Below are 17,391 nucleotides of genomic sequence, written 5' to 3' on the forward strand. Positions count from 1 at the left end.
AACTCGCCGCGGCAGTTACGACTTTAACCGCTGATGATTTAGTGTTTGATGCACAGCAATACTTAATCAATGCCAATAACGACAACGCCGACACGTTAATTGTATTGACCCATGGTGCTGGTGCCAATATGCATCATGAATTTATGACGGCAATGGCAGAGGGATTAGTAACGAGCTCAACTCGGGTGGTGCGCTTTAATTTTCCCTATATGCGAGCCAATGCCATTGACGGTAAACGTCGTCCACCGGATCGAGCGCCAAAGCTTATTGCCGATTATGCGCTGCAGCTAAGTATTTTAAAGCAGCGATTTCAGCCTAAACGTATCGTGCTTGTCGGTAAATCCATGGGCGGGCGCATGTCAGCGATATTGGCCGAAAGTTTAGCTGTCGATGGGGTGATTTGCTTAGGGTATCCGTTTATTCCACTCAGTGGTGGTGAGCCACGTCTTGAGCCAATAGAGAAATGTTTAGCGCCATTATTAGTTATTCAAGGTGAACGGGATAAATTTGGTCATAAAGGTTTAGTCGAAACTTGGGCTGTAATGGATAAGGTTCAACTACAGTGGTTAATCGATGGTGATCATAGTTTTAAACCACGAAAGTCGTCAGGTACTAGCTTAGAAGCTAACCTAGAAAAGGCTATTTCAGTTGCTCAAAAATTTATAGGTTAGGGTTAACTCGTGTCTGTTTTCGAGTTTGATCATGGTTCGCTATTTATTGAAAGAGGAGAGGGTTGATGCGTAATGGTTTTTTGCTGCTTGCAGCGTTAAGTGGTTTCATTGCTGTCGCTTTAGGGGCATTTGGGGCCCATGGTTTAAAAAATGTTGCACCAGCCGATTTGATTGCGATTTTTAACTTAGGCGTTGAATATCAGTTTTACCATACCTTTGCGTTAATCGCGGTGGCTTTTGCTGGTCACTGGATTAAATCTCGTTTACTTGATTGGGCAGGGTACATGTTTATAGCGGGTATGATTTTGTTCTCTGGCTCGCTGTATATGTATGCGTTAATTGGTGCAAAATGGACCGGTCCAGTGACACCTATGGGCGGCGTATGTTTCTTATTAGGCTGGTTATTTATTGCTGTAGCAGTATGGCGCAATCGAGTAAAAGAACTCGATTAACCCCATCGGGAATTGTATTGTTAGTGCGTGAGTGCTGATAATTAAATATTAGACAGTACACAGCTAAGCTTGAACAGTGTAAAATAGCGGTCAACAACTTTGTTGGCCGCTTTTTTATATCAATTATTCAATAACGCTGGCTGTTTACCCGCTATGCTTTGGAAGCTTGTGTTGTTATTAACGACGATACAATGATTGATATTATTTTTATCTTCAGGAAATTCAATGATAAACCTATTTTTATTTTGCCGTGCTGGCTACGAAAAAGATTGCGCAGCAGAGATCCAAGTGCGCGCGGCTGAGCTTGATATTGGTGGTTTTGTAAAAACCAATACCAATGATGCTTACGTTATTTTTCAGTGCTTTCAAGCCGGTGATGCTGAAGTTCTAGCTAAAAATATCAGCCTAGACTCACTTATTTTTGCCAGACAGATGTTTGCAGCAAAAGAGTTGCTTAAAGGTCTGCCAGAACAAGATAGAATTGGCCCAATCGTTGAAGCATTAACCCAAGTAAACAAAGCGGGTGAACTGCGTGTTGAAACACCTGACACCAACGAAGCAAAAGAGTTATCTAACTTCTGCCGTAAGTTTACAGTGCCACTGCGTCAAGCGCTGAAAAAGTCTGGCACCTTGCTTGAAAAAGAAAACCCAAAGCGTCCAATTATTCACGTATGTTTTGTGGCCTCTGGTCAAGCGTATGTGGGCTACTCGTTGAGTAACAACAGCTCGCCATACTTTATGGGGATCCCAAGACTTAAGATTGCAGCTGATGCGCCAAGTCGATCAACCTTAAAGCTTGATGAAGCCTTTATTCACTTTATCCCTAAAGAAGAGCAAGAAACGCGTCTAAGCAGCGGCATGAAAGCGGTTGACCTTGGTGCTTGCCCTGGTGGTTGGACATATCAGCTTGTACGTCGTGGTATGTTTGTTGCTGCCGTTGATAACGGTCCAATGGATCAAGGTTTGATGGATACTGGACAGGTAAAACACTACCAAGCAGACGGCTTTAGATTTGAGCCACCAAGAAAGAACATCACTTGGTTGGTGTGTGACATGATTGAAAAGCCATCTCGAGTGGCTGAGTTAATCGAAGCATGGGCAATTAATGGTTGGTTTAAAGAGTCAATCTTCAACCTTAAATTGCCAATGAAGGCACGTTATAAGGAGGTCTCGACGATTCTTGAGACCATGGCTGAGATCCTAAAAGAAAACGGCGTAGATGATTTCTCTATTGCCGCTAAGCATCTTTACCATGATCGTGATGAAGTAACAGTACACCTCTGCTTACGTCCAAGTCAGCCTTGGTAAATATTGGTTGAAATAGAACTGGTTGAAATTGGACTAGCTGAAATATGCTTGGTTGAACTAAGTCTAATCAATCGCAGATACAAAAAGACCCCATGTGCAAACATGGGGTCTTTTGATTTAAGCGGCTAAATTAATTCAGCCGTTTAGTACCAATTAAGATAAACGCTCAATTACAGCTTGAGTGAAGTCAGTTGTACCGTGGGTACCACCAAGATCACGCGTCGTGCGGTCGCCTTCTTCAATCACAGCGGTAATTGCACTGCGGATAAGCTCTGCTTTATCACCCATACCTAAGTATTCAAGCATTTGAATCGATGCTAGGACAACTGATGTTGGGTTAGCTAGGTTCTTACCGGCGATATCTGGCGCACTGCCGTGAACCGCTTCGAAGATTGCTGCGTCGCTACCAATGTTGGCACCTGGCGCCATACCTAGGCCGCCAACAAGGCCTGCACAAAGATCAGATAAGATGTCACCAAATAGGTTAGTAGTTACAATGACATCGAAGTTTTCTGGATTCATAACCAGCTTCATGCAAGTTGCATCAACAATCATCTCTTCTGTGGTGATGTCTGGGTAACGCAAGCTGACTTCACGTGCCACTTTCAAGAATAAACCAGAAGTTGATTTCATGATGTTGGCTTTATGAACGATAGTGACCTTTTTGCGACCTTCTTTGCGAGCAAGCTCATAGGCGAAAGTGGTGATTTGCTCAGCACCTTGACGGGTAATGATACTGGTTGCTTCAGCGGTTGTACCGTCATCAGATACTGTTTGGCCTAGGCCAGAGTACATACCTTCAGTGTTTTCACGCACTGTGATGATATCGATATTGTCATAGCGCGCTTGAGTGCCTTTAAAAGACAAAACAGGACGTACGTTTGCATACAAGCTGAACTGCTTACGTAGGCTAACGTTGATAGAGGTAAAGCCTTCTCCAACAGGTGTAGTTAGTGGGCCTTTAAGAGTGATACGGTTTTTTTCGATAAGTTCCAATGTACGCTGAGGTAGTAATTCGCCGTGTTTTTCTAAAGCAACTAGGCCAGCATCTGCAAACTCATATTCAAAGTCACAACCAGCTTTATCAAGAATCTTTAGTGCTGAATCGATAATGCTTGGGCCAATCCCATCACCAGGGATTACGGTTATAGTTCTTTTTGTCATGGATAGTCCTATCAGGGTTAGGCGTTACTGCAATTGTCTAACCATGCCACAAGGCATGATAAGTAACTTGATATATTTTCTTTTTATGCGAGGTATTTTAAACACTTTTAAACAACTTTCACAGTAAATAGTGAGCAATCTCACGTTTTTTTCTGTAGGGTAACTTGCATAAATCATTGCTTATGACGATGATTGACCGCCAGAAGGTTAAAAAGTCTACTTTAGTCTAATAAAATAATAATGAGGAAGACCTTGAAGTCACTACCAATAAAGTCATTATTGCTATTCTCGACCAGTTTGCTTTCAGCAAGCATTATGGCCGCTACTAGTAGCATAACTCCCACCGATATTATGCGATTTGAATCGCTTAAAAAGCCTGTTATTTCAGATACTGGCAATATGCTTGCTGTTGAAGTTAAGCCGGACCGGGGCGATAGCCGTAGTTTAGTGAAGAGTTTAATCTCTGATAAACAGTTCAATGTAAAAGGCGCCAGTAAGCCTAAAGTGAGCCATGACGGCCGTTTTGTTGCATTTGTTAATGAAGTGCCATTACTTGAGTCTGAAAAGGCTGATAAAAAAGCCAAGAAGAAACTAAAGCCTGGTTTGGTTTTATTAGATACGACAACCGGAACGGAATTACGTTTTGATCGTGTTAAGTCTTTTGAATTCAATGAGACAGGTAGCCATTTAGCGATTTGGTTTGAAGCTGAAGATAAGAAAAAAGACGAAAAATCAGCAGATAAGACAGATAACAGTAAAAAAGATGTAAAAGTTGATGAATTCGATAAAGGCACTACTGTTGAACTGATTTCACTTAATAACTTGAAATCAATAAAGTTTAAAGATGTTACAGCTATGACTTTTGATAAGTCAGGTCTGCATTTTGCCCTTGCAATTAATCATCTTGAGACAAATAAGCATGAAATAAGACTAGTAAAGCTCGCAAATAACTCAGCAACGATTGTGCAGAGTTTTAAACAGCAGCAAGCCGGTTCTATTGCGCTGAGTAATGACGGTAAATACTTAAGTTTTACTTATGGTAATGCTAAGGCTGAACCTTACGGTCGTGAATATCAATTATCGTTACTGAACCTAGAAACTAACCAAGTTTCTGCAGCGCCTAAAGCCGATGATTGGACGCTTAATCGTTATGCCGAGCTACGTTTTTCTGATGATAGCCAACGCTTGTTTTTTGGGCGTGTTCCTCAAGTTAGTCAGCAGTTAGAAGTCGCTAAAGTAGAAAGCGAAGCTGACTTGTTTGATAAAGAGGTGATTACATCGGGCAGAGCTTTACGCGTCTGGCACGGTGAAGATGCTCGGATTAAGCCCCATGAAATCAAGCAATATAAAAAAGAGATGAAACGTACTTATCTCGCGGTATTGCATGTTAACGGCAATAATTTAGTGCAGCTTGCCGATCTCAATGTTCCTGATATTGAAGTTCAGGAACAAAAGCGTTTTGCATTAGCAAGCTCAGATTTGCCTTACCGTAAGATGATTACTTGGGCTGGTTTTTATCGCGATTTTTACTTAGTTGATTTAAATACAGGTCGAAAAATCCCATTACTGAGCCAGCAAAGCAGCTCAGAAGAACCGACTTTGTCTCCTGATGAAAAGTTTGTCGCCTACTATTTACACGGTAATGTGTTTTTGTATGAAGTGGGTCAAGATAGACGGACTAATATCACCAAGAGCCTAGGTGTGTCATTTGCTAATGAAGACCATGATTACCCCTCAAATGCACCAAGTTATGGTTTAGGTCCGTGGATAAGTGGTGATGCTGGACTGTTAATTTATGATAAATATGATATTTGGCAGGTTAATAGCACTTCACATGATGCATTTAAGCTGACTGCTGGTGACGGGCGTAAGCAGGGGATCCAATACCGAGTTACCGGCCTTGTTGAAGATGAAAACACACCAACAGTGTTGAATAGTAACGATGAAGTGCTGCTTCATGGTTATAGTGATACCACTAAAGGTGATGGCTTTTATCAAGCTCAAGTTGGCGTAGCAGGTGTTAAGCCGTTAATGGATGGTGACTATAAACTCAAATTGCTCGCGCGCAGTAAAGATGCGCAGACCATAGTGTACTCAAAAGAGCAATATGATCAGTTTCCTGACCTATACACTGCCAACTATGGCAGCCCAGAGCGCGCAACGCGTCAAACTGACTTAGACAAGCAATTGGATGGTTTTAACTGGAGCCAGTCAGAGCTTGTTCGATGGGCTAACGGTGACGGTAAGCCGTTAGATGGTGTATTAATTAAACCGACAAATTATGTTGAAGGTAAACGCTATCCTGTATTGGTATATTTCTATCGCTTTATGAGCGACAGACTGCATGCTTTCCCGCAGATGCAAATCAACCATAGACCAAACTTTGCCTGGTATGCCGATAATGGTTACGCCATTTTCTTACCCGATATCCGCTTTGAAGTGGGTTATCCGGGGGATTCATCAGTGCAAGCGTTAACCTCTGGTGTGCAGCATCTAATCGATATTGGAATAGCAGACCCACAAGCGGTTGGTATTCAAGGTCACTCTTGGGGTGGATACCAAACTGCATTTGCAGTAACAAAAACCAATATCTTTAAAGCTGCGGTGACAGGTGCACCTGTATCGAATATGACCAGTGCTTATAGCGGTATTCGTCATGGTAGTGGTTTAGCAAGGCAGTTCCAGTATGAAACAGGGCAAAGCCGTATCGGTGAAAGCTTATTCAAATCACCACAAAAATACATAGAGAACTCACCCGTGTTTTACGTTGAACGTATTAAAACACCTATGATGATCATGTTTGGTGATAAAGATGATGCTGTGCCTTGGGAGCAAGGTGTTGAGCTTTATTTAGCGATGCGTCGCGCGGGTAAGGATGTGGTGTTTTTACAATATGAAGATGAGCCACATCACCTTAAAAAATATCCAAACAAGCTAGATTACAGTATTCGTATGATGGAGTACTTTGATCATTATTTAAAAGGTGCCCCCGCACCTAAATGGCTTAGTGAGGGTGAAGCTTATACTGAGTACAAAAAAGCTCAGTAAAGCTAAGCTATAGTGTGTACGAACTAAATGCCGAGAGTCACTTCTCGGCATTTTTGTTATTGGCTACAAACAGGTATTCGTCATTAACAGTCGTAATTTGAGATAATATAATACCAATCAGTATAAGAATTTGATCAGCTCAGAACGATTTTTGGCAAACTAATTCAAGGCGAATAGCTGTAATAATGGTTATTCCCTTATAAATCTATTCAACGCAGAAGTAGGAAGCCAAAAACGTTCCAAACTGGCGAGTTTTAGCGATTCTGATGCTGTGACTCTTAATAAACAAAGAGGGAACTTGAACCTAGTTCAACTATGCCCTTCGCTCGTTGCAAACCACATGGATGTGGTGAATGGCATTAAAGCAGGAGCACTTAATGACCTTGCCTCAAAACCGCTAAACTCTCGCTGAGCGACTAAATGTTTATACTGATTGGTATAATAAACAGATTTAATAAAAAGCGAGGAGAGATTCATGGACGGAATATGGATGCATATTGGCGCGGTATTTATGGGCTTTTTTGCCATTATGAACCCGATTGCTAACGTTCCGATATTTTTAGGGTTAACCGCTGACTATGATGAAAAGACGACGCGTCAAATCGCGTTTCGAGCGCTTATTATTGCGTTTGTGATTATTAGTTTATTTGCAGTATCGGGTCAGTTTATCTTTCATCTATTTGGTATTTCACTGCCAGCGTTCAGGATCACCGGCGGCTTATTGGTATTCTTAATAGGCTTTCATATGCTACAAGGTAATCAGTCTGCCGTGCATCATGACAAAGATAAGCCTGAAGATGAGTCACTAGAGGCGAAACTGAGTGTAGCGGTATCGCCGTTAGCATTACCTATTCTAGCTGGACCAGGTACTATCGCCACGGCGATGAATTACACCGCAGCAGGCGGCGTCCCTGAGCTAATCAGTACCATAGGCTCATTTGGCGTACTGTGCGTTATAACTTATGTATTTTTTATATTTGGTGGTCGTTTGGTTAGCTATTTGGGCACAGCAGCGCTAGGAGCAATAACCCGAATGATGGGGCTTATCCTGGCTGTTATTGGAACACAAATGGCGGTCGAAGGCTTACAGGGCGCCTTTAAAGTGCTTGGCTAGCGCGTTTACTTAAGCGGCATTAAACAAAAAAAAGCAGTGACTTAAGGCACTGCTTTTTTATTGCGATAAGGCTTTTAACTATCGATGGTGCTCGCTAGATACTGCTGATAAGTATCTTCGCCCCAAGCGATAAGTTTCCCTTGTTTAAATAACAGTGGGGTGCATTCTTCTTTGGTCGTTTCACCATCCGATTCTTTATGGTGAGTACGATAAAATAATACCTGTAGATTGCTCTCTTGAGAGACTTTTGCTTCACTAAAGTCGGCTTTGCCTAACAGAGATTTGATCTCTTCGATACTTTGCCCTAAGGCGACTTCAGACAGTTGAGCTTGATTATAAGCTTGCCTATCTTCCCAATCCATTTCGTCTGGGCTTGGATCATATGTTGCCATGATGACTGCCACAAATGCGACATAAGTGACAAAGATACTAATGATGATGACGGGGAGTTTAGATTTCATCGCGATAGCGCTTCCTTCTCGCATTTTCTTTAATAAGCTAAAGATACTACCTCAATGCGTGAGGGTAAACGCTATAAATGCAACTTTATGTTAACAGGTGTAGTGCTAGCTTGGCTGTGAGGCGGCTAATCTAAACTGTTTTAAATTGACGTTTAAAGGTATATCTAGTTGTAGTTGCACTAGTTTATAGCTTAGGCGAGCCATAGGTTTGCCGGCTTCAAGTTTTTTGGCTTGCTTCGAGCCGACCTTGTCGATGGAATTATAAATATTAGCGAGTGAACGGAAAATTTTCAGTAACTCCACTGCTGACTTAGGACCAATTCCGGGTACTCCGGGGATTTTGTTACCGCTATCGCCTGCAAGAGCAAGGTAATCGATCAGTTGAGTTTGCTCTATGCCTAGCTTTGCTTCCATCTCTTTAATGGTTAAATAGGCTTGATTAAAGTGATCCCATTGCTTGATATTGGGGTGGTTGAGTTGGCTGAAGCCTTTATCTGTCGACACAATAATTGCTTCACCGTTAATTTGGACGAGTTTCGTCGCTAAGGTGGCGATAACGTCATCGGCTTCAGACTCTGCTTCAATCGAGTTAATCTTATGTTCTGCAAGATAGGCTTTTAGATCGCTCAGGGTATTAGCCAATGCTTCAGGCATGGGTTTACGACCCTTTTTATAATCTTCGTATAATTTCTTTCGCCAAGAAACGGCGTCACCATCCCATACAATGGCAACATGAGTTGGTTGATGGAATTTGAGTAGTTTACGGCATGCACCGTTTACTCGCTCTTTAAGGCCTGATACATCAGATTCGTTAGGCTGTGCGGCGTGAATCCGCCGCACTAAGTTCATGCCATCTATTATAAGAAATTTATTCATTTAATCGCTTTGTTGTATACGTTTACTTTATCACTTTGTAGCAAGGAATATAGGCACTTCCTGGTAGCTTCATACGTTGCTGCTCGACAAAAGCGGCTAATAGGTCGTCCATCAATTCCATTAGTTTTGGATCACCTTTTAACTCAAATGGACCATTTGCTTCAATGGCTTTAATGGTATCCATTTTGACATTACCGGCTACAATGCCGGAAAACGCTTTACGAAGGTTCGCAGCAAGTTCAGCTTTATTGGCTTGAAAATGCAGATCTAGGTTGCTCATGACTTCGTGTGTTGGTTCAAACGGCAATTGGAACTCAGGCTCAATTTTTAATGACCACTGGTATTGGTAAGAGTCGCCATTATCTTTACGGAACCTTTTTATCTCTTCCATTGCTTGCTTTTGAATTCGGGCAACTTTAGCAGGATCATCAATAACAATTTGATATTTACTTTGGGCTTCCTCACCTAAGGTTGCACCAATAAACTCATCAATTTTCAAGAAATAATCAGCACTTTCCTTTGGACCTGTAAGCACTAAAGGAAAGGGAATGTCTTGGTTGTCTTTATTGAGTAAGATCCCCAATAAATACAGTAATTCTTCCGCAGTACCCGCGCCACCGGGGAAGATAATGATACCATGGCCCAAGCGCACAAATGCTTCTAAGCGTTTTTCAATATCCGGTAAAATCACCAGTTCATTAACGATCTGATTCGGTGGCTCAGCAGCAATAATACTGGGCTCGGTTAACCCTATATAGCGAGCGTGGTTAATGCGCTGTTTAGCATGACCAATCGCAGCACCTTTCATTGGCCCTTCCATCGCCCCTGGGCCACAACCGGTACAAATATCGAGTTTGCGTAAGCCTAACTCATAACCGACTTCACGAGTGTATTGATACTCAATAGGATTAATACTGTGTCCACCCCAGCAAACAACAATATTAGGGTCTAACATCGGCATTGAGCGGGCATTACGTAAAATATCGAACACCACATTGGTAATATGGTTAGCGTTAGTCAGGTTGATATGCTTGAGGTTGTCATATTTGTCGTTGATATAAACAATGTCTCTGAGCACTGAAAACAGATGTTCTTGGATCCCAGCAATGATTTCGCCGTCGACAAAAGCTTCTTGAGGTGGATTAGTAAGCTCAATTTTAATACCACGCTCTCGGCGCAGCACATTGATATTAAACTCGCTAAATTGATTGAATAAGCCTTCGGCGTTATCACTTTGCAAGCCTGACGCAAGCACGGCGAGGGAACAACTGCGGTAGAGCTGGTAAAGTTCACTTTTGGCATTTTGCTTTAGGCGATCAACTTCTAATTGAGACAATTGATCTAGACTACCCCGGGGACTGATTTTTACTATCATAGCAACTCCTTAAACAGTGATAGCTAAGCGGTCCCGCTAAGGCATGCGTGGTAACGAGTATTAACACATGGGGAAAACTTAGAAGTCGATTATGACTCTATCTCTGCTTTCGTTTTTGGCTTTATATAGCGCGGCATCTGCTCGATCGAATGTTTCGTTGATGAGCTCATTATCAATAACTTGTGCAGCGCCTATAGACACTGTAACTGTAATTCTCTGATTTTTAAACTTAAACGGAATACTTTTTACTTTTTCTCTTACCCTGTTGAGCAGAGGTTGAATATCGCTTTCGGCAATGTTGGGCAGTAACAGCACAAATTCTTCACCACCATAGCGGGCGACAAACTCTGATTCACGCAATGCATTTTTAAGCGCCATAGCAATCACTTGTAAGGTTTTATCCCCTGTGCTGTGGCCGAAACTGTCGTTAATCGTTTTGAAGTGATCGATATCAGCAACGGCAACCCAAAGCGGTTGGCTGGTGCGCTGGTAATTACGGTATTCGATGTCCATTCGTTCTTCTAACGCGCTGCGATTAGGCAGTTGAGTCAGTGAATCGAGTAGGTTGAGTTTTTGCTGTTCGAATAAACGTTCTTTATATGACTCAGTTTCTTTACCTAGCTCTTTTAATTCTTGCCTAAGTGTTTCAACCGACTGTTTAAGTTGCGCTTGTTCTCTATTCTCGAGTAGCTCTTTGCGCCCTAGAGACTTACGTAATGAAGCTAAATGATTGGTTATTTGTGCTTTTAGCTCATCAATATCTTCAAACTCGATGACGGCATCACCCACGTTATCGACTTCCACATTGATATCACGATTGAGTTGTTTACTGACCTGAAAACTCTTAACTGAATGGCTATAAGATTCAGTCACCACATCTTGCACATTACTTAATGCATTATTTAGGACAAACAGGAATTCCTGCGATGCGGTTTTCTCTTTGGCAATATTGTCTAGCAGTAAGCCCAACACAACTTGGTAAGCATCGAGTAAAGTGTCTAGCTCAAAATGCTCAGTAAGGGACTTCTTAATCTGAGTGATTTGATCGCGTTGCTCTTTTTTAAACTCTATTTCAGATAGTAGCTGTGCCAGTTCATGTGCTGATTGTCTATGCCTAGGTAAAATCTCAAATTTTTCACCAAAATTAAGCTGTTCTTTTAAAATCTCATCGTAAAAGTTAGCGACTTTTTCAACTTGAGGAATGTAGTCCCAATAAGTGTGAAAAGGCTTGGTCAGCTCTTTTTTAAAGTAGGATATTTCTAACTTGAGTTTACTTGGTAGTGATTCAACTCGCTGGATTTGGCGGACCATATTCGACAGTGACTGACGACTATCTTCAAGCTGCAGCATCACTCTTGCATACTGTTGTTTCAGAATAACATCAGCTTCATTTAAAGCTGCTAGTGAATCTTCAACTTGGCTAAAACTAGCCAGTTTATGGCGTAACTTGGCTAACTTATTATCAAGTTCTAGGTTTTGTCCTTTACAGGCAAGACTTAGTTGACCAATAAATTGCATCAGGGTTTGCAGTTTTTCATTTTGCGCGTCGCTCATCTCTTCCATGGCTTGTCGAGCAGAGTAGAGTTTCTGCTGTAACAGGCTGACTTGAGATGTGCTAGTGGCGGCATCCTTCATGCTTAAGTTGTTCCCTATATACGATGCGAAATATTTTATTGTTGCTCTAAGGGCTTATCTTAACAGTAGATTTCAAAAAGAGAAATTAACATTATCATAAGCTTTAGCTAAATAGTCAGTTGGTCACTGTGTAAGTTGATATTTTGGTGACTCTTCCATTCGGGCCAAATGATATCTTCTTTATTGCCGTTAGTTTCTATCTTTACGATTCCGCGAACGATACTTTTTTCAATATTAAGATAAAGTGGCTTATTAAAGATGCCTGCAGAGGCGAAATTAAGGGTTTTCATGGTGACGTAGTAGTCTTTGTCTGCGCCTAATGTTTTAGCCGCGTATAACATCATTTGTAAGCTAGAAAAGTGCTGGTCTGCGGTCAACTTTATGGCTAAATCAGCTAACAGTGGTAAGTGTAGTATGCCCATATGTAAGCGGCTTGGGGTATCGATATTGCTAAGGATGTCTTTAATCGTCGTTAATAGCGGAGTCGCTTCTTTGATTGAGTCAAAACTCAGTAAAAAAACACCAGGTCTAATGATGTAGGCTTGGCTATTGAGCGCATTTTTAAGGGCAAGTAATTGCTGCTGATTTGTGTTGGCATTACGCTCATAACCTTGGGACAGGTCGTAATCAAGCTGTTCTGACAATGACACTAGTGCCAAGGTTTTTATTGGTGACTGCTGAGGAGTGTTGAAATTAAATTTAAAGCTCAAATAGCTAGGCAGCTGAGTCATCGGCTCTAGCAAACGCGTTTCTTGTAGGTTTCTATTGACTTGGTTTAATTTATTTTTAAGTCGCCATTGTTTGACGAGCAGTAAGGTTATTAAACATAAAAAAAATGCACAAACCAGGCTGGCTAAATGGGCAAAGTTAAGTTGCTCAGATGTGGTCAGCAGTTCATTTTCTACTTTTGTTAATTGTAGCTTTAGCTTTTGCTCTTTAACTTGAGACTGCTGCTGAGCCAGTGCGCTTGAGTCTGGTGCTAATTGATTATCGAGGCTATTTAGTTTTTGTATGGTTAAGTAAGCTTGTTTGAAGTCGCCAAGCTGCTCTTGAGCCAAGGCCTTCATCTCTAACGCTTCAACTAATTCATTATTTAATTGTTTAGCTTCGGCAATGCTTTCTGCTTTAGTGGCAAACTCTAGTGACTCTTGCCAGCTTTTAATACTCGCGGCGACCTCCGCAATGAGGAGATCGTTATAGACCAAGTAATGTTGAGCGTTTTTTGAGGTAAATATTTCGTTAGCACGCTTAAGGTTTAGTCGCGCGTTCTCGGGATCTGCTATTTTGAAATAAATTTCACCCAAGTTATGTTGGTTTAAGGCAAGACCGATACTATTGCCTAGATTAATTTCAATTTGTTGGGCATTTAAGTGGTAATCAATGGCTTGATACCAAAGCTCTTGATTAGCGTAGATCATCGCAATTACTGTCATTGCAGAAGATACATAATTGTCATTGCCTAAGCGATCAAATGCCTCGGCCGCAATATTGGCTGATTTTAAGGCTTCATCCCAAGATTCTAGATCGCGATAAACGCGCGCAAGTTGGAGTTCTATATGGGCATTTTGTGATGGATTGTTGCCATCTTGAGTGTACTTTACCGCTTCTGAATAGTGCGATAATGACTTACCCAGCTGTTTTTGTTTGTAGAAATACTTACCTAATATGGACTCGGCATGAGCGAGGAGGTAATCACTTTCTAATTGCTTAGCAATTGAGGTAAGTCTTTTTAAATAGGTAAGCGCAGAATCTGGTTCACGTATAATCATATGCATCATGCTTAGGTGCTCTTGCATGGTGTAGAGCAGCAGTAGCTCTGTATTTGACTTCGATTTTTCAATAAGCGGGATCGCTTGTAGGTAATATTTTATTGCGCCAGCATAATCCTGTTGACTGCGGCCAAGATAGCGCCCTTTCAGCATGAGCATATAGCTATTATCGAAAGGTGTGTCACTGATATTTTCAAGAATCGTTATTAGCTTGTCTGCTTGCAGGTAGCGCGCCCCCTCCTTGTTGTAAATCTCCATTTTTAAACGAGCCGTTAGCTGTATATTACGTTTTAACTCAACTGCTGAAAGTCGATGCTTATCAGCGAACCCATAAAACTCTGCAGCTGTTTTAAAACTCGGAAGTGCAGGAAGTTCGTTAGCTAATGTTTGCGCTAAAGTTTGTGGTGATTCTCTTAATTGTATTTCTATCAAGACTTCATCAGCAGCATGGGCAGGCGCATAAAGGCTAACCATAGCAAGAAGTATTGTAGCGAGTAGGGCGGTAAAAATACGCATGAAACTGCAAGTCCTTGCACTTGTAAGTTAAATTAAGTGCCTAAATTTTGTAATTCTATTAGCCTAATTAAGCTTAATGTTATATTTTTTGGCTCAGCCAAAACAATAATAACAGAAGGACGCGAGAGTGAAACCAGTAGTTCCCTTTATCTTAACTTTTAGTGCGTTAGCTAGTACAGCTGCCATTGCCGACGTCAATTATCATATTGACTTAACAAGCCCCGCTCACCATTTAGCAAAAGTCGATGTTGCGTTTCCACATACCGACTCAGACACTTTAGTTGTTAATTTGCCGGTTTGGCGTACCGGAAAGTACCAAGTATTGCCTCTTGGTGATGCTGTTAGAACGTTTACTGCAACGGATGCTAGTGGCAAGGTTTTACCTTGGACACGCACCGCAAGCGGCGAGTGGACAGTGGCGTTAAGTAAGCCGACAAGCGTAAATGTCAGCTATCAGCTTTACGCCAATAAATTGGGACAAAGGGTTAATCATATTGATGCATCACATGCATTTTTAGATGCCAGTGGTACCTTTGTTTATAGCCCTGAGTTTAGAGACGAAGCGATAAATGTATCGTTAAAAGTGCCGAGTGATTGGAACAGTTACTCTGGCATGGATTCAGGTGGTAAAGCACACTCGTTCACGGCTGATAATTACGATATTCTTGTCGACTCGCCAATTGAGACTGGGATCAGTATGCACCGCGAGTTTGAGGCCGATGGTCGCAAATATGAGTTGGTGGTTTGGGGCGAAGGTAACTACGATATCGAGCAAATGGTGACTGACCTCGCTAAGTTGAGTGGTCAAGCGGAAGTGATTTGGGATGATTACCCATTTGAGCGCTATGTTTATATGGTGCACGCCACCAGTGGCGCACGTGGCGCAACCGAGCATTTAAACTCCACCATTATTCAGCGCCCTCGCTTTAGCTACCGTGATCGTAAAGACTACTTAGGCTTTATTAAAACGGCATCCCATGAGTTTATTCATACTTGGAATGTAAAGGCTTACCGCCCTGAAGGGTTAGTGCCGTATAACTACCAAGATGAAGAGATCACCGAACTACTTTGGATAGCTGAAGGCTCAACCAGTTATTTCCAAAGCCAACTTTTGTTGCGTGCAGGGGTAATGACGCCAAAAGAGTTTTTTGAAGACTTGGCTAAGCGCGTGGCGCAAAATCTACAAACACCTGGGCGTGAAGTGCAATCGATTGCGAGCGCAAGTGCCAATCAATGGGCTAGCAGTGGTGGAGATTATGCGGTAAACCACAGTACTAATATTTATTCAGAAGGTTACTTAACCTCGCTTGCGTTAGATTTTTCGTTAATCGAAGAGACAGAGCTAAAAGCGTCATATCGCGATGTGCATCGTAAACTCTATAATGAGCATAGATTACCAGCCGGCTTTAGCATCGCTGATGTAAAAGCTATTTTGGCAGATGTTTCTGGGACGAGTTATGAGAGCTGGTGGCAGAAGTTTGTTAACTCCCCAGTAAGCATAGATTTTGATGCAATGTTGGCGCAAGCTGGCTTAGAGATGACATACGGTAAAGACAGCAAAGCTGAGCCTTTTACGGGTGTAACGTTAAAAAGTGGCTCGTTAGTACTATCGCATGTTTTGCGTAATGGACCTGCTTGGAATGCTGGCATTGTGCTAGCTGATGAGATTGTCGCTATTAATGGTCTTAAAGTTACCGCTGCTGGTTTTGAGTCACGTATTAAGGACTTTAAAGCAGGTGACACGATTAAGGTAACACTATTTAGTAATGACCGACTTAAAGATGTTGAGCTGACTTTGGGCGAGCAACCAAGCGGTAAACTGGCCATTACCAGTGTGAATAAGCCAAGTCGTTCCCAAAAAGCTTTCTTTAAAGCTTGGTTAGGTGTGGATTGGCCATTTGATAAAGAAGGTCAGTTTAAACCGGTTAAGTAATGTTAACGGGTAAATACAAAAGGCGCCAATAGGCGCCTTTTTGCTGGTTTAGCAATCAACGAACAGGAGGATTTAGATGCTGTCTTCTAAGCCGCCTAGTGCGTCAACCGTTGCATTAATTAGCGCGATAAGCTCACTGCTCATTAACGCAAAGTCGGCATCTAGTCTTGCCATAGGGTCATCATTACCTAAATCGTCATTGCCTGCTCTGAACTCTTCAGAAAACTTAAGGCGTTTAATCGCTGCATCAGACTGCAGTAAAAATGCAATCGATTGACCAAAGTGCAGCGCAAGTTTATGTACTTGCTTACCCACTTCAATGTGCGCAAGCACTTCATTTTCGCTTAAGTCTTGCTGTTTGAAGCGTACAATGCCGCCTTCATCTGAATCACTCTTAAGCTCTGCTTCATCTTGCATTTCGAATGCTGCAGGGGTTTTGCCTTCTTTTAGCCATTCAGTTAACTGAGTTTCAATCGGGGTCTTAAAGCTCATTGGAATGATAGGCAAGGTGCCAATAGCTTTACGTAACAATGCCATTAGCTCTTCAGACTTAGCAGCACTTGAGCTGTCGACCAAGATCATTTGAATTTCAGGCAGAATAAGGGCGCGAATTTGGCTACGACGAGAAAATGCGCGTGGCAATAACGTTGTGGTGATCTCGTCTTTTAGCGCGTCTTTTTCTTTCTTGGCTAATTTACGGTTTTCTTGGTCTTCAATTAGGCTGACTTTTTCTTCAAGGGCTTCTTTAACCACCTGTGAAGGAAGAATCTTCTCCTCTTTAGTCGCACAAACTAAGTGTCTGTCACCCGCGGTGTGAATTAGGGTGTCGCCGTGCTTACCCATAGCCTTAGAAAATCCAAACTTACTAATATCTTGGCTTGAGCAAGGAGAGAAAGTGAAGTCTTCCAGTGATTTTTCTAGTGAATCAGGGTCAACAGAAAAAGGCTTATTAAAGCGGTATACAGTTAGATTTTTAAACCACATAGATAAATGCTCAGTCAAAATTAAAGGCGCAGTGTAAGGCATTGTCGGGTTCTGGTAAACCGCCTGAAAGGCATCTTGCAGTATT

Annotated in this window: 13 protein-coding genes; 6 read left to right on the forward strand and 7 right to left on the reverse strand. The window is 41.9% G+C overall.

Annotation, left to right across the window (positions count from 1 at the left end; translation table 11 throughout):
* Positions 1-41: 41 nt before the first annotated feature.
* From L2748_RS09480 to rlmM, 3 genes are all read left to right on the forward strand, one after another.
* On the forward strand, positions 42-671 hold the full coding sequence (locus L2748_RS09480; RefSeq protein ID WP_246616138.1) for an alpha/beta family hydrolase: 630 nt from the start codon (positions 42-44) through the stop codon (positions 669-671).
* Positions 672-736: 65 nt separating this feature from the next.
* Positions 737-1,123 (forward strand): DUF423 domain-containing protein, encoded by a 387-nt coding sequence (locus L2748_RS09485; RefSeq protein ID WP_220780820.1) that lies wholly within the window; start codon positions 737-739, stop codon positions 1,121-1,123.
* Between the two features lie 225 nt (positions 1,124-1,348).
* Complete coding sequence (gene rlmM / locus L2748_RS09490) at positions 1,349-2,431, forward strand: 23S rRNA (cytidine(2498)-2'-O)-methyltransferase RlmM (RefSeq protein ID WP_220780821.1); 1,083 nt, start codon at positions 1,349-1,351, stop codon at positions 2,429-2,431.
* A gap of 153 nt (positions 2,432-2,584) precedes the next feature.
* On the opposite strand, the gene L2748_RS09495 is transcribed toward rlmM, so the two are convergent.
* Positions 2,585-3,595, reverse strand: a complete 1,011-nt coding sequence (locus L2748_RS09495) for an isocitrate dehydrogenase (protein ID WP_220780822.1) — start codon at positions 3,593-3,595, stop codon at positions 2,585-2,587.
* Positions 3,596-3,847: 252 nt separating this feature from the next.
* Here L2748_RS09495 and L2748_RS09500 point away from each other — a divergent pair, with 252 nt between their 5' ends.
* Together L2748_RS09500 and L2748_RS09505 are read left to right on the forward strand one after the other, a co-directional pair.
* Complete coding sequence (locus L2748_RS09500; protein ID WP_220780823.1) at positions 3,848-6,643, forward strand: S9 family peptidase; 2,796 nt, start codon at positions 3,848-3,850, stop codon at positions 6,641-6,643.
* Positions 6,644-7,118: 475 nt separating this feature from the next.
* Positions 7,119-7,757 carry a MarC family protein gene (locus tag L2748_RS09505; RefSeq protein WP_220783016.1) on the forward strand — a complete coding sequence of 213 codons (639 nt, stop codon included), beginning with the start codon at positions 7,119-7,121 and terminating at the stop codon, positions 7,755-7,757.
* 74 nt (positions 7,758-7,831) lie between these two features.
* Here the strand turns inward: L2748_RS09505 and L2748_RS09510 are convergent, their stop codons facing one another.
* The 5 genes from L2748_RS09510 to L2748_RS09530 form a co-directional block, all read right to left on the reverse strand.
* Positions 7,832-8,218, reverse strand: coding sequence for a DUF3192 domain-containing protein (locus L2748_RS09510; RefSeq protein WP_220783017.1), 387 nt, complete (start codon positions 8,216-8,218; stop codon positions 7,832-7,834).
* Positions 8,219-8,323: 105 nt separating this feature from the next.
* Entirely contained in the window at positions 8,324-9,094 is a 771-nt protein-coding gene (xni, locus tag L2748_RS09515; RefSeq protein WP_220783018.1) for a flap endonuclease Xni, read from the reverse strand.
* Between the two features lie 22 nt (positions 9,095-9,116).
* On the reverse strand, positions 9,117-10,469 hold the full coding sequence (ppnN, locus tag L2748_RS09520; RefSeq protein ID WP_220783019.1) for a nucleotide 5'-monophosphate nucleosidase PpnN: 1,353 nt from the start codon (positions 10,467-10,469) through the stop codon (positions 9,117-9,119).
* A gap of 78 nt (positions 10,470-10,547) precedes the next feature.
* Complete coding sequence (locus L2748_RS09525; RefSeq protein WP_220783020.1) at positions 10,548-12,104, reverse strand: GGDEF domain-containing protein; 1,557 nt, start codon at positions 12,102-12,104, stop codon at positions 10,548-10,550.
* A 107-nt stretch (positions 12,105-12,211) separates the two neighbouring features.
* Positions 12,212-14,389 carry a tetratricopeptide repeat protein gene (locus L2748_RS09530; protein WP_220783021.1) on the reverse strand — a complete coding sequence of 726 codons (2,178 nt, stop codon included), beginning with the start codon at positions 14,387-14,389 and terminating at the stop codon, positions 12,212-12,214.
* A gap of 127 nt (positions 14,390-14,516) precedes the next feature.
* Between L2748_RS09530 and L2748_RS09535 the strand changes: the two genes are divergently transcribed.
* Positions 14,517-16,322 carry a M61 family metallopeptidase gene (locus L2748_RS09535; protein ID WP_220783022.1) on the forward strand — a complete coding sequence of 602 codons (1,806 nt, stop codon included), beginning with the start codon at positions 14,517-14,519 and terminating at the stop codon, positions 16,320-16,322.
* Between the two features lie 72 nt (positions 16,323-16,394).
* Here L2748_RS09535 and rdgC read toward each other — a convergent pair whose 3' ends face one another.
* Positions 16,395-17,306 carry a recombination-associated protein RdgC gene (rdgC, locus tag L2748_RS09540; protein ID WP_220783026.1) on the reverse strand — a complete coding sequence of 304 codons (912 nt, stop codon included), beginning with the start codon at positions 17,304-17,306 and terminating at the stop codon, positions 16,395-16,397.
* Positions 17,307-17,391: the final 85 nt, after the last annotated feature.

It is taken from the genome of Shewanella sairae, assembly GCF_023283535.1.
Taxonomy (GTDB): domain Bacteria; phylum Pseudomonadota; class Gammaproteobacteria; order Enterobacterales; family Shewanellaceae; genus Shewanella; species Shewanella sairae.